Here is a 12,568-nt window from a genome sequence, read left to right on the forward strand (position 1 = left end):
TTTCCTCCGATTATAGTTGAATGGTTTCGCCTCTTTTTACTAATACTCTGCTTCCATATGGATTGTGCATACTCTCAGGTTTTAAAGTATGGATGGGAACCAACATAGCTGGTTTTATCCGATCGATGATTTCAGCTAGATCCGCTGGTTTTGCATGACCTGATAATGATAACTGCTTAAACTCCACTTGTTGCTTTTCAAATGCTCCTCTAAAAATCGCGTACTGGGGATCAAACTCGCCTAATGGTTGGGCATCACTGTGTATATACAGACCTCCTTTTTGTAATGAATCAACCTCACCAACAAATTGCCAGAAATAATCCGTCGAATCTGCTAATAAAGTTTCGTAAGAATACTCAAGTCGGGGGTCTAATGTACCGATCCGCTCTTTCTTCTCAGCGTAGTAATAAGGGACTTCTCGTTTTGCGACTTTTTGTAAGAGTAAAGCCATTTCTGCTTCGACAACTACTCGTCGTGGGGAAGCATCAATCAAAGCTTCCCAGCGTTTGATATTGGCTGGATAAAAATTGAAAGTCAATTGACGATTCTCGTTTTCTTGGATCATCTTCACCAGTTGCTCCGTCAACGCTCGTTCACTGTCTGGTGATGCCTCATTTTTCTTCTCTTTTTCCGGGAAACTAATGCTGACTCCTTCAAGCATCAATACATCGACCTTCTGTGCCACTTCACAGAAGGTCTCTGTCAAATGTCGATCAAATCCATGAAGTCGAAGGTCACCAGAATAAGCAATCAAAGCAGTTGGTGTCTCGATAAGAAAGGCTGCCGCACCATACGCATCATGATCTACAGGAAACAAACGAATCATCAATTCGCCGATGTGAAGATCCTGACAAGGCGCAATCGTTTTGATCGTTCGTGTATTTCCTTCTATATAAGGTGAAGACAGCAAGAATGTTCCGTTACGATTTAAGCTTTCCAATAAAACTTTGGTTGGTTCTAATGTATACAATGGGATTTCTGGATCAAGATAATTGATCATTTTTGTGTGATCCAAGTGAACATGCGATAAAAATACGGCGGTATTTACAAACTTAGAATCCCTCTTGCGTGTGGTCAATCGCGGATCATAAATATCAATTGCTGGAATAAATCCCACATCTAGTAAAGTCGATAGCTCTTCATTTGGTAAGTTGATTTCAGGGTGATATTCTGTTCCAAAGTCAAAAAAGATTCTATCGTCGCCGTAAGCAACTTCAATGACTGTCCCACCAATCGTCAAGAGCCCACTGTGAAAGGTAATGCTGGTTTTTTGATTAGCCTTTGATCCCATTTTTTGCCACTCCTCGGATGATTTCTTTTCTAAAAATAAAGTAAATAAGCACGATTGGTAATACGGTTAAAGTAGCTGCTGCTAATTGTAAGTGAACGTCACTGCCACTTTCGCTCGTAAATGCAGATAAGCCATTGTTCAATAATCGAAATTTTTTGTCATTTGTGACCAATAACGGCCATAAAAAGGAGTTCCAACTCGAAATGAAAGTCAAAATCCCTACTGTGACCAGTGCTGGCTTGGACATCGGAATAAGGATCTTTTTGATATATTCCATATCAGAAGCTCCATCGATCTTAGCTGCTTGATAAAAGGAACGCGAAATACTTTTCAAGTAATTAGTCAAATAATAAATATAAAAAATACTCGTCAAAAACGGCAAGATCAAAGCTGTATAAGAGTTCAATAAGCCTAAACGTGCGATTGTATTATAATTCGTAAATATGATCGACTCGTATGGAATCATCAACAAAGAAATCAATCCTACCATCACTACTTTCTTGTAGCGAAATTCCAAAGTTGCTAAGGCAAATGCTGCAAACAGTGAAGTGAGAACGGTTGCCACTGTGGTCACTAACGATACAAATAAAGTGTTGATGAAGTATTGGATAAATGGCGCTTTTTCGAATACTGTGAAATAATTCACCCATTGAAAGGAATCAGGTATAACAGTTGGTGGAATACTTGTCGCTTCCCGATATGTCATCAATCCACCAAGTATCATATAGATAAATGGAAACACCGTAATGATTCCTAGGAGTGTCAAAAATAAGAGTGAGAGCAATGTAACGATTTTTTTCATCCTTTTCTCCCCACTTTCTTCAAAATCAACTGTTGGAAAAAAGTAATACTTAGAATAAGCAAGAATAAAACAAGTGTTGCTGCCATAGCTAGACCTGGTCTACCTGCAACATGGAACTTATCATAAATGTAAAATACTGCGGTCATCGCACTTTTAGCAATCCCAGCTTGACCACCAAATAGTGCGTAAACTTGCGTATAGATTTTAAATGCACCAATCAAATTGACTGTTAAGAGGAACGTGAGTGTAGGAAGCAATTGTGGCAAAGTAATCTTCACAAAAATCTCCCATTCATTTGCGCCAAACATCTTCGCGATTTTGTAATGCTCTTTCTCGATGTTACGGAATCCCGCTAATAATATGATAATATTGAAAGCTAAACTCGTCCAAATGCCAAAGAGGATCAAAGTCGGCATACTCATTGATACACTATCTAACCAATTCACTCGTGGGAGCCCAAAAAATTCAAGTAAGTAATTGATGAGCCCGTATGATCCGTTGAAAAAATAGCGAAAAACAATACCGATCGCAATCGTACTCGTGACATAAGGCATAAAAAAAATTGCTTCAAAAAATGACTTGTACTTTACTTTTTCAAAAATCACCCACGCAATCGCCAGTGAAAGAATCAAAGCAATTGGTACGACGGTAAAACTGTAGAACGCAGTATTTTTCAACGCGCGGAAAAATACTGGATCACTAAGCAAACGTTGATAATTCTCAACTCCTGCAAATCGAGGATTGATCAATGTCCCTTTTTGAAAGCTCATAAAAAAAGCCCGAAAAAGCGGATAAATATTGAATACAAAAATTGCAAGTAATGCTGGAAGTAAAAAATACCAAGCTTTTAATTGATTTTCAGAATTATAATTTTTCTTTCCCATCAATAGATCCTCTCTCCATCAAAGCTAAATAGGAACACTTTGTGATAAGCTAAGTCAAACGTAACCGTAGTTCCTTCAGTGATCTCATTTTCCACCCCTACGATTGACTTTACTCGCTCTCCTGCGAGTTCAAAGTGTAAAATTCGTTCACGACCAATCAACTCAACACTTTCAATCTTCCCTTTTAAAGGACCACTATCGCTTGGTAAAATATCTTCAGGACGCATGCCTAAGTAATATTTCCCATTTGTGATCGATTTTTTGAAACGCTTTTCAATAAAATGAGTGAGTGGTAAATCAAATGACGCATGTTTGACCCGATCATCGACAATTTCAATTGGTAAAAAATTAATGATTGGATTACCGATGAACTTTGCAACGAATAAATTTTCTGGCTCTAAATAGAGATTTTGAGGATCATCTTCTTGCTGTATCTTGCCATCTTCTAACAAGATGATTTTGTCACTGATCGATAAAGCTTCTTCTTGGTCATGGGTGACAAAAATCGTTGTGATCCCCACATCTTTCACTAACCTGCGAATCTCTTCACGGATCTTCAAGCGTAATCGAGCATCCAGATTACTTAAAGGTTCATCCAATAATAAGACTTCTGGTTCTTGTACTAACGCTCTCGTGATAGCTACTCGTTGTTGTTGCCCACCAGATAAAGTTCCAGGTTTCTTATTCTGTAACTCTTTGATATTGGTTAATTCCATATATTTTTCAGCAATCGCTTTAGCATCACCTTTTTTCTTTTTATTATCCCCAACTAATAATGGAAACATGATGTTCTCTAAAACAGTCATATGTGGATACAATGCGTAATTTTGAAATACGAATCCGATATTTCGATCTTTGGGCTCCGTTTTTATGACCGATTCCCCCTTAAAACGAATATCACCATCTGTCGGTTGTAACAGTCCTGCGATGAGGTTCAACATTGTCGATTTACCACAACCACTAGGACCTAAAAGACAAACAAGTTCCTCTTTTTCTATCGTAAAATCCACTTGCTTCAATGCTTCAAAGCCATTATCAAAAGTTTTTTGTAATCCGATCACCTCAATCATAAGTGACCCTCCACTCTTCCATATATTTTTATGACAGCTGTTTTCTTTCTATATCTTCATCTTAACGTTCGAATATTTAGATTACATATATTATATGTAAATATCTTGAAAATATTCTCAACTCCTTGTTTTTATGGTTGTTTTTTGGTAAAAATTGAAATCAATGTTATAAAATGATACTTATGAAAACTCTTCATATAATATTTCAATAAAAGGATAACAAAGAAAAAATGCTTTATCTATAGCAACATTTAACATTAAGACAAGAAATAACAGTTGTCTAACAGTTAAACCTCAAAGAATGCTATGGATAAAACATTTTGTTATTTTTTTAATATCAAAAAAATATAGTTTACATATTATTTTTATGGGCAACACAGCGATTCAAATTAATCAATCGATTGAAACACACAAACAATGGATGTTCGAAAATATGTACAAATAAACCGACCACAAAGAGTAAGTACAGAAACTACTCTTTGTGGTCGGTTAGAATGTTTAGTCGATCTATTACTTAATCTCAAATCATTCAATCTGAGTAAGCGCCCTTTGCTTAAAGTTTACGTGCAAAGAATGAAACGATCAATACTAAAATGATTGCTCCGATAAGTGATGGTACGATTGCCATTCCACCGATCACTGGACCCCAAGTACCTAAAAGTGCTTGACCAATAGCTGATCCAACTAGACCTGCGATTACATTCGCAATGATGCCCATTGAAGAACCTTTATTTGTGATTGCTCCTGCAATTGCTCCGATAATACCACCAACGATTAATGACCAAATAAATCCCATAATTGTTTCCTCCTAAAATTCTAAAAAATTAAGTTTATTGTACGCGTGGTTCATTGTTTTCTTTTACTTTTTGCGCACCTTTGCCAACAGCTGATTTTGCTTTGTCAGTTTGTTTTGAAGCAAATTGACCAGTTGATTTTGCTGCATCAGTTACTTTATCTTGAACTGTTTCTTGATCTTTTTCGTATTCTGCTTGTGTTTTGATGTCAACAACATTTACATTGACTTCGATCACATCAAGATGAGTCATTTCATTCACTTCTGTACTGATCAATTCTTTGATTTGATCATAAATGTTTTCGATATCTTTGCCATATTCAACAACTACATCTAAATCAACAGCAACTTGTTTTTTACCAACTTCTGCATTGATTCCAGCAGTCACGTTGTCTGTATTGACTAATTTTTCAGCAATGTTTGAGAAAAATCCACCATCAAGAGTCAACAAACCGTCAACATCTTTCAATGCGTAACCAATGATTTTTTGAATGACTTTGTCTTCATAAGTCAATTCACCTTTTGCTGCAGTGTCAGCAACTGGATTTGTACCTGTAGTAGTGTTCACGTTTTTGAAATCTTTGTTTTCCATATTAAATTCCTCCTATGATTTGAAATATTCATCTAATAATCTTGTTTCTTTTAAATAAAAACCAATACCCACACCAATAGCGGTCATGATCAATATTAAAAGAGTTTTGAAAAATCCAACTGTTAACCATAAAACGGCTAATAGTAAGCCAAGACCCCCAAAGATAATAGGGAGCTTATATAGTGAAAAGAATTCTTTCATTTGTGTGCCCTCCTATTCTACTCGTGAGTGCTGGTTGTCTTCATGTTCTTTTTCATCTTGATAACTACTATAATTGACAGCTACTTTGATCTCTTGTTCTGAACCAAGGACATTGGCAACTTGCTCTCTCACTTCTTGCATCAACATTTCTGTTTTACCAATAAGAGAAGAAGTACGTTTTAGATCGCCTTTTACATGAATATTGATTTTCTGTTTTGTTGATCGTACTTTGACTTTTGGTGATTGAATGAATTCTTCTTCGTGTAGATACGAACGAGTCAGTCCTTCAATGGCTTTTTTATCCAACGTCAATTTTCCATCTTTGTGCTTTAATACGAAGGTTCCTTTCGATTTTGGATAGAAAAGAACAAATAATAAGATGAGAACGACAACAATTGCAAATACGACTGCAGCCCAGAAAATATATTGTTGCATATAATAATTTGTTATCGTAAAAAAGCGAAAACGTTCCAATTGTTCAGGTAAGACATATGGTGCATTAACTAGAGCGATGATCAAAAGTACTGAAAGTAAAATTATGCTTACAATTACACCGATGATCTTTACCCCCTTATTCATTTTCCACCTCCTAAGTATCTTATTTTTTATTTTCAACACATGACCAACAAGTATATCGCTTGAGGAACCTATAGGAATACCTACTTTAAGTAAGCGCTACCAAAAAGTGCAGGCTCAAAATAACTTTGGTACTCTCCCCTGTATAGAAATCTTAAATAACAGTAACAATTATTATATAACTTCTATTGTTTCTTGCTGGCTATACTACAAGAATAGTATTCAAGATTAAAAATTGCAAAGATAATGCTCATTTATATTACAAAATAAAAAATAAAAATGACAAAATACAGCGAGAACCGATAATTTCCCGCTTTCAAACCAAATGTTTTAATCTTTTATTATAAAGGATGATACCCTTTTCAAAAATCATTGAAATATTTTATAATAAGTTGAAGAAAAATGTTAGAATAATAGTAATTTGATTTAGTTAAGCTATTATTCTTAGAAAGAGGTGTCACATGTTAAAAAAATCCATATACGCATTTATAATAACGATTATTTATTTGATTGTTTCCAATGCTGGCAATCTATTTTTTGGGGTGTCAAAAGAATTTAGCTGGACAACTACGTTGTGGGAATCATTATTTTTCTTTTTATTCGTTCTCTTACTACAAAATTATCGAAAGAAATGAATTGACATTTACAAAAAAAAAAGCAATTTAGATTTTTTCTAAATTGCTTTTTTATTTTTATTTATTCATTTCATTTTTTAATGCTTCTGGCATTTTTGGTTCGTAGATAACGAATGTGCAATCCGCACCGATCGTTCCCATTGCATAAGTTGCGATAGCAATCGCCATTGTTGAGATAACCTGCATCATTTGTAATTTCTTTGTTTTTAGACTTGTTAACATATTTACTCTACCCCTTTATTTTTAATAAACATCAACAATGTAGCAATTGCTAGACCTAACAAGAGATATGTACGAATACTGTCACTAGGTAAAAGCACGCCGATCGTTGTGATGAACAGAATGATAAAGACCGTTTTTCTTAATCGGAAAGGTCCTTTTGTTTGATTGATCGTTCGCTCTTTTACGAGTATTCCTAAGCCAACGAATAGAATTCCGAGAACAAACAAAGGACGAGTCAATTCAAAACCAATCGAAGCGGTGATCCAAGGCAAAACAACCAAGAACAGCACACTAAGTATTGTACAAACTGCACTATTACTTGCATGAAATCCTTTCGTTGTCAAACGAACTGAGATGAATACAAGGTGTGTGATGAACACTGCTCCCACAATGTGTAAGAGAAACGCAATCCCATACATCACGATCATCTTGAACAGATCAACAAATAGGATCGATAACCCATATTCCATCTTTGCTTGTTCAATCGGTGAAAGGCCTAATTGTGAAGCGAAATGTCCACTTATTTTCTTTGATAATTTTTCCTCTATTGAAATGTACTCTTCAGTCATCTTTCACGCTCCTTCGCAGTTTATTATACCTATTTTACTAATCTATAGATTATTTTATCAAAAGTGTTTCTAATTTTGTCAAAAGTGCAAAAATCGATGCATTTATGCTTTGGGCGAAAACTCATTTTCAAAGCGAGTGACTAATTTTTTTAAATACCTGGTAGAGACTAAACATTCTTCCCCATTCGTCATGATCACTTTTCGCTCTTTCTTATTGATTTCTGCTATGTTTGCCAAATTGACGACAAACGATTGGTGACAACGACACAAAGAATCACTTAATTTTTCGATTTCTTTGATTTTCCCCGCATACTCAATCATGCGATTGTCCAAGTGTACGATCAGTTTATGTGGTGTTGGACTTGAACTAAAAAAGAGAATTTCATCAACATATAATTTTACATCGACGGCACCGCTTTTTAGCCAGATCTGTTCTCTAGTAGACAACGCAGTATTCATATATCGTTCAATCGCAATATCAATACAACTGATGATTTTTTGTTGCAATTGTTCTTCATTATCTTTGATTATATAATCCAACGCCTCTACCTTATAAAGAAAAGTAAGATAGACAAAATCGGTGTACGTCGTAACAAAAATGATTTTGGCTGTTGGATCATACAGTCGGATCTGCTTCCCTAGTTCTACGCCATTGATATCTGAATTTAAATCGATATCTAAAAAATAGATACCCTCTGTTTTGTTAGTTGATACATAAGATAAAATATCATACGGGTTATCTGCAGCTAGTTGGAACTCAACATCATAATCCATCATCATTACGTAATTTTTAATAATGTTGGTGATGCGGTTACGATGGATCTCTTCATCATCACAAATAAAAATTTTTAACATACTTACCCCTCTACCTCACATATAGTTATGATTTGTATAAACTTATCATCTTGGATCTTTGTATCTAAAAACACATTTGCATTCAACTGGACTAGCTCATCCAGATTTGTCAAACCTATCCCAGAATTACCGGGTTTTGTTGTAAAACTTGCTTTCTTTAAATCATGTAATTTAGGCAAATCACTTGGACAGTTATTGATCAACATAAAGGTACAGTCTTTATGGTCTGCCACGATTGCTAGTTCGATCTCTGGATGTTCAAGTTCTTCTGAGGCTTCAATTGCATTATCCAAAATGATCCCCAGCATTCTTACGAGTACCATCGTAGACACTTCCACATGATTGACCACCTCAGGCACCGAAATACTCACATGTATCCCTTTCTGGTGTGCCATATATAACTTGCTCATGATCACACTTTTGATTTCTCGGATTTTTATATTCGAAATCGAAGACATCCTGAAAATTTCTTGATCAAAAATCGAACCTGTCGCCTTGATACTATTTCTAAAATAATCCTTTAGTCCTGCTAGATCTTCAGTTTCGATATACTCTTCTAATGAAATAAGAATGTTTTTGTAATCGTGTTTAAATTTTAGAATCTCTAGATAATTTTTTTCAGCTTGTTCACTGTATTCGATCAAGTAACTCATTTGGCGTTTTTGTTCTCTATTTTCATATTCCGTTCTTTTTATGAAAATAAAAGAAAAACAAATGATTGCTGACAACAGCCCATACAATATCATGAATAGCTCATGTGCATCGATCAAATAAATGCGCAAATTAGGAAATCTTTCTATGACCACTAGACTAAAATAGACACAAATCGTCGCTGTCGCAATGACTCCGCTGATTTTCATCGTCAAGAGATCTTTGTAGCACTTTTCTAATAACCGTGTTTTGAAAATATATGCAAAGAAGAAAAAAAGAAGGGTTCCTAAAATCACAGTTAATCTTATATTTAGAACCAAGTGAAGAATCGTATAACTGAAATTGATGATATAATCGGAAAAAATATATAAACAGAATGTGACAGAAGGGATAAATAGCGCAATATAAATATTTCGCCGGAAGTAATAAGTTACGGCACATAAACTAGCCCATAAAACTGCAGTTGCAAAAACATTGATCACAAAATAAAGTGCCATATAGCAAATGATTCCAATGATCGACAAAATGACGTAATACCGATTTTTTAAATGCGTATCCAAATAGCTAGTCACCCAAAAGATGCAAGCCGTTTGAACGATGACAATCAACAAGCTTTCCAGCGTGTCTAAATTCACAAAATGTCCCCCTAATTTAAGTAAGTCCTCACGTACACAACAAACCAAAAACAACAAAGAATTGCTTCTTAACCTATTTTTCTTAAACAAAGCCTAAGTTCTTCATTTTATGTATCTTTCGATAACAAAAACGTTTTAATCCTTTTCAACAAAAAAGATTGTAGCACATTTCACTAGTCTTTTGGATTACATGTTGATTAATAAACTGCGTAGAACTTTTCATTTTTTCGGTACAGCCAATGTTTTTTTCTGAAAGTTATAGTCTATTTACATCTATAGCATGTTGTGCTATAATAGAGTTATTACGGATCATATGTTATACGACATCTTAATTTGTTTTTATGAAATTTAATCCCACTGGCGTAACTAAAGGGTTACAAGGATGTATTAGTGGTTAGGGAATACATTGTTTAAATGAGAAAGAGTTAATATAGAGTAATCGCCTCTTTAGAGGTTTTAAGTAACACAAATGCTTCGTTAGATTGCCTTTTCTTCGGGAAAGGCAATCGTTCAGCTATTTGTTTATCGAAAAACGATAAATAATAATTGAATATCAATATATATTTATTTAAGGAGTTAAACAAATGAAAATACATTCATTATTTTTAAAAACAACTACTATCGGAGTATGTGTCGTTTTCGGTCTATTTGGTCTATTATTTGGTACTCAGTTATTAACCAATGAATCAAACACCCACTTAGATTGGCAAACCATTCTTATGATTTTAGTCATTTTCACTACTCTGCTATCAGGTATCATCATTGGTGGCATCATTTTTAAATTATTAACAATCGTATCTAAAGACCAGACATTTTCAAAGCATTCCCATCGTTTAGTTAGCTATATCCGGAAAGTAATGATTTTCTTATCACTCAGTGCTTTTGGTATTTTACCAAAATTCTACCAAATGGCAGATGCGGATGATGCTCCTGGATTGATGCTATTAGGCCTTGCACTGGTTTTCTTACCTTTTGCAGGGTTAGTATTAATGAATGTCTTGATCAAAATATTGGAAGAAGCAATTCGTTTGAAGAAAAATGACGAATTGACAGTGTGAGGTGCGGGATGGCGATCATTGTTAATTTAGACGTGATGTTAGCAAAACGGAAAATGTCAGTAACTGAACTAAGTGAGAAAGTTGGCATAACCATGGCTAATCTTTCAATATTGAAAACTGGAAAAGCAAAGGCGATCCGCTTCACTACGTTAGATAAAATCTGTGAAGTTTTAAATTGTCAACCAGGTGACCTTCTTGTCTTTGAAAAAGATAAAGAAATCTAACTATTTCAGCTATTATAAAAATGCAAGCCCCATAATCTCAAGATTTGGAGGACTTGCATTTTTTTATTCGTTATCAAGCAAGCAATTCTTGATAAAAGTTTATCAGATTATGTATCTCCCTTGTTTTAGGGAAAACGGAGATACCGAATATAGGGATATTATATGTTTTATCAATCGTAATATTTGAAATAATACAATCAAAATTCTCATAATTAATTAGATCCTGAGATAATACTTTATTGTTTTTCACGACAAATTCGTATTGATTGCCCAACTGGTGTTCTAGCTTGCTGAGCAAATAGTCGTCATATTTAAGGGTAGAATTGGTTATGACTAATGCACGTACATGTTTATTATCTTCGAATTTTTTTATTAGATCTGGCCAGTACAATAATATTTCTGTAAATACAGTTGTCGCAAATTCTTCGAAATCATTTAGTAGAATATTATGCGTATGGACGTAATGTTTTAACTTATTCCATAATCGAAGTTGGATTTTATTCATTTCTGAGTGAGTGTTTTTTAAAAAAAGTGAGTGCTTTTGGTAATTTATGGAAAATGGCACCGTATTTTGTTGTAATAAAATAGTGATCTTGTGGAAGATCTTTGTTTTGTCTTCGCATACAATTCCATATTTCTCTTCCACCTCTTTGATGAAGCTATCTAATGCAAGTATAATGGGATTTTTTTGATTCAAAGTATCTATATCGAATAATTGGAAAATAAAAGGTTGATCGAATATAAACCGTGCCAAGTGCTCATTAATCAATTCGTTCTTCTTAGGTAGGTGCAATTGCTTAGTTGTTAATATTTCGTACTTGAATTTCTTTGTTTTTTTACTGTTTGAAACTAGCGCACTATCATTTTGGAGCAATAGTATACGGCTCGCAATCCAAAAATGAAATATTTTTTTCTCTTGTGGCTCCAAACTAATCAGCGTTTGTTGCAAGTTATTTTCTTCAACAAACTCCTGTGCTAGTTGAGTAACAATCAACCGAAAAGTCGCAGGGAAAGCATCCTCAAAATAATGATATTTTTCCATTAAGAACTGTACAGTCATTTCAGTAATGATTTGGTCGTTACCAACAAGCTTAATCAATGCTTGTACTTTCAGATCAAAACTTTGTAACATCGGATTGATTTTATCGACAATTCGTCGCAAGGTACTTTCAGAAATAAATAAATAGTCTGCTAATTCTAGATAATTCTTAAACTTATGTAATAATATAGCTTCTAAGTAACGATATTCGATCGACTCTTGCTTGATCACTTGATAAATATAATCTTCTGTTACATGAGGTAGAATTGTTGCTTTAACCCCTTCTTCTCGTGTCATTTGAATGGTAATATCACTGGCATAAGAGTTAAGATCAAGTAAGTCATTCCTCAAAGTTTTTGCTGAACAACCAAGTAAATTTTCTAAGTCGTTAAAACGATAGGTATTGCCTTCAAATAAGTACTCTAGTAATTTCAATTGTCTTTTTAATTTTTTTGACAAAATTTTCAACAT

At 34.4% G+C, this 12,568-nt stretch carries 15 protein-coding genes; 2 read left to right on the forward strand and 13 right to left on the reverse strand.

Annotated elements, in window-relative coordinates:
- Positions 1-10: 10 nt before the first annotated feature.
- The 12 genes from EM4838_RS06890 to EM4838_RS16480 form a co-directional block, all read right to left on the reverse strand.
- Positions 11-1,291: an MBL fold metallo-hydrolase gene (locus EM4838_RS06890; RefSeq protein WP_071867423.1), complete on the reverse strand. Its 1,281-nt coding sequence runs from the start codon at positions 1,289-1,291 to the stop codon at positions 11-13.
- Positions 1,275-2,093: a carbohydrate ABC transporter permease gene (locus EM4838_RS06895; protein ID WP_071867424.1), complete on the reverse strand. Its 819-nt coding sequence runs from the start codon at positions 2,091-2,093 to the stop codon at positions 1,275-1,277. Before EM4838_RS06895 ends, EM4838_RS06890 begins: the two co-directional genes overlap by 17 nt.
- On the reverse strand, positions 2,090-2,977 hold the full coding sequence (locus tag EM4838_RS06900; RefSeq protein WP_071867425.1) for a carbohydrate ABC transporter permease: 888 nt from the start codon (positions 2,975-2,977) through the stop codon (positions 2,090-2,092). The genes EM4838_RS06895 and EM4838_RS06900 overlap by 4 nt, the downstream gene beginning before the upstream one ends.
- Positions 2,977-4,047, reverse strand: a complete 1,071-nt coding sequence (locus tag EM4838_RS06905) for an ABC transporter ATP-binding protein (RefSeq protein ID WP_071867426.1) — start codon at positions 4,045-4,047, stop codon at positions 2,977-2,979. The genes EM4838_RS06900 and EM4838_RS06905 overlap by 1 nt, the downstream gene beginning before the upstream one ends.
- 553 nt (positions 4,048-4,600) lie before the next feature.
- Positions 4,601-4,843 (reverse strand): GlsB/YeaQ/YmgE family stress response membrane protein, encoded by a 243-nt coding sequence (locus EM4838_RS06910; protein ID WP_010735387.1) that lies wholly within the window; start codon positions 4,841-4,843, stop codon positions 4,601-4,603.
- Positions 4,844-4,877: 34 nt separating this feature from the next.
- The gene (locus tag EM4838_RS06915; protein ID WP_019724584.1) at positions 4,878-5,432 is read right to left on the reverse strand and encodes an Asp23/Gls24 family envelope stress response protein; all 555 of its coding nucleotides are present in this window, start codon (positions 5,430-5,432) and stop codon (positions 4,878-4,880) included.
- 12 nt (positions 5,433-5,444) lie between these two features.
- A complete protein-coding gene (locus EM4838_RS06920) occupies positions 5,445-5,633 on the reverse strand; it encodes a DUF2273 domain-containing protein (RefSeq protein WP_065096371.1) in 189 nt (62 codons plus the stop codon).
- A gap of 12 nt (positions 5,634-5,645) precedes the next feature.
- A complete protein-coding gene (amaP, locus tag EM4838_RS06925; RefSeq protein ID WP_071867427.1) occupies positions 5,646-6,212 on the reverse strand; it encodes an alkaline shock response membrane anchor protein AmaP in 567 nt (188 codons plus the stop codon).
- A 689-nt stretch (positions 6,213-6,901) separates the two neighbouring features.
- Positions 6,902-7,066 carry a cyclic lactone autoinducer peptide gene (locus tag EM4838_RS06930; RefSeq protein WP_010735382.1) on the reverse strand — a complete coding sequence of 55 codons (165 nt, stop codon included), beginning with the start codon at positions 7,064-7,066 and terminating at the stop codon, positions 6,902-6,904.
- Between the two features lie 2 nt (positions 7,067-7,068).
- Positions 7,069-7,635, reverse strand: a complete 567-nt coding sequence (locus EM4838_RS06935; protein WP_071867428.1) for an accessory gene regulator B family protein — start codon at positions 7,633-7,635, stop codon at positions 7,069-7,071.
- A gap of 102 nt (positions 7,636-7,737) precedes the next feature.
- The gene (locus tag EM4838_RS06940) at positions 7,738-8,490 is read right to left on the reverse strand and encodes a LytR/AlgR family response regulator transcription factor (RefSeq protein WP_071867429.1); all 753 of its coding nucleotides are present in this window, start codon (positions 8,488-8,490) and stop codon (positions 7,738-7,740) included.
- 2 nt (positions 8,491-8,492) lie between these two features.
- On the reverse strand, positions 8,493-9,776 hold the full coding sequence (locus EM4838_RS16480; RefSeq protein WP_071867430.1) for a GHKL domain-containing protein: 1,284 nt from the start codon (positions 9,774-9,776) through the stop codon (positions 8,493-8,495).
- Between the two features lie 584 nt (positions 9,777-10,360).
- Here EM4838_RS16480 and EM4838_RS06950 point away from each other — a divergent pair.
- Together EM4838_RS06950 and EM4838_RS06955 are read left to right on the forward strand one after the other, a co-directional pair.
- A complete protein-coding gene (locus tag EM4838_RS06950) occupies positions 10,361-10,834 on the forward strand; it encodes a DUF2975 domain-containing protein (RefSeq protein WP_071867431.1) in 474 nt (157 codons plus the stop codon).
- Positions 10,835-10,842: 8 nt separating this feature from the next.
- Positions 10,843-11,058, forward strand: coding sequence for a helix-turn-helix domain-containing protein (locus tag EM4838_RS06955; protein WP_019723937.1), 216 nt, complete (start codon positions 10,843-10,845; stop codon positions 11,056-11,058).
- 73 nt (positions 11,059-11,131) lie between these two features.
- On the opposite strand, the gene EM4838_RS06960 is transcribed toward EM4838_RS06955, so the two are convergent.
- Positions 11,132-12,568: a helix-turn-helix domain-containing protein gene (locus EM4838_RS06960; RefSeq protein ID WP_071867432.1), complete on the reverse strand. Its 1,437-nt coding sequence runs from the start codon at positions 12,566-12,568 to the stop codon at positions 11,132-11,134.

The organism is Enterococcus mundtii, assembly GCF_002813755.1.
Classification (GTDB): domain Bacteria; phylum Bacillota; class Bacilli; order Lactobacillales; family Enterococcaceae; genus Enterococcus_B; species Enterococcus_B mundtii.

Excerpts from the sequence above, each read along its gene's own strand:
- EM4838_RS06940 (WP_071867429.1), bottom strand. The coding sequence starts at position 8,490 with ATGTTAAAAATTTTTATTTGTGATGATGAAGAGATCCATCGTAACCGC.
- EM4838_RS06890 (WP_071867423.1), bottom strand. The coding sequence starts at position 1,291 with ATGGGATCAAAGGCTAATCAAAAAACCAGCATTACCTTTCACAGTGGG.
- EM4838_RS06895 (WP_071867424.1), bottom strand. The coding sequence starts at position 2,093 with ATGAAAAAAATCGTTACATTGCTCTCACTCTTATTTTTGACACTCCTA.
- amaP (WP_071867427.1), bottom strand. The coding sequence starts at position 6,212 with ATGAATAAGGGGGTAAAGATCATCGGTGTAATTGTAAGCATAATTTTA.
- EM4838_RS06930 (WP_010735382.1), bottom strand. The coding sequence starts at position 7,066 with ATGTTAACAAGTCTAAAAACAAAGAAATTACAAATGATGCAGGTTATC.
- EM4838_RS06910 (WP_010735387.1), bottom strand. The coding sequence starts at position 4,843 with ATGGGATTTATTTGGTCATTAATCGTTGGTGGTATTATCGGAGCAATT.
- EM4838_RS06935 (WP_071867428.1), bottom strand. The coding sequence starts at position 7,635 with ATGACTGAAGAGTACATTTCAATAGAGGAAAAATTATCAAAGAAAATA.
- EM4838_RS06960 (WP_071867432.1), bottom strand. The coding sequence starts at position 12,568 with ATGTTGAAAATTTTGTCAAAAAAATTAAAAAGACAATTGAAATTACTA.
- EM4838_RS06950 (WP_071867431.1), top strand. The coding sequence starts at position 10,361 with ATGAAAATACATTCATTATTTTTAAAAACAACTACTATCGGAGTATGT.
- EM4838_RS06900 (WP_071867425.1), bottom strand. The coding sequence starts at position 2,977 with ATGGGAAAGAAAAATTATAATTCTGAAAATCAATTAAAAGCTTGGTAT.
- EM4838_RS06955 (WP_019723937.1), top strand. The coding sequence starts at position 10,843 with ATGGCGATCATTGTTAATTTAGACGTGATGTTAGCAAAACGGAAAATG.
- EM4838_RS06920 (WP_065096371.1), bottom strand. The coding sequence starts at position 5,633 with ATGAAAGAATTCTTTTCACTATATAAGCTCCCTATTATCTTTGGGGGT.
- EM4838_RS06905 (WP_071867426.1), bottom strand. The coding sequence starts at position 4,047 with ATGATTGAGGTGATCGGATTACAAAAAACTTTTGATAATGGCTTTGAA.
- EM4838_RS06915 (WP_019724584.1), bottom strand. The coding sequence starts at position 5,432 with ATGGAAAACAAAGATTTCAAAAACGTGAACACTACTACAGGTACAAAT.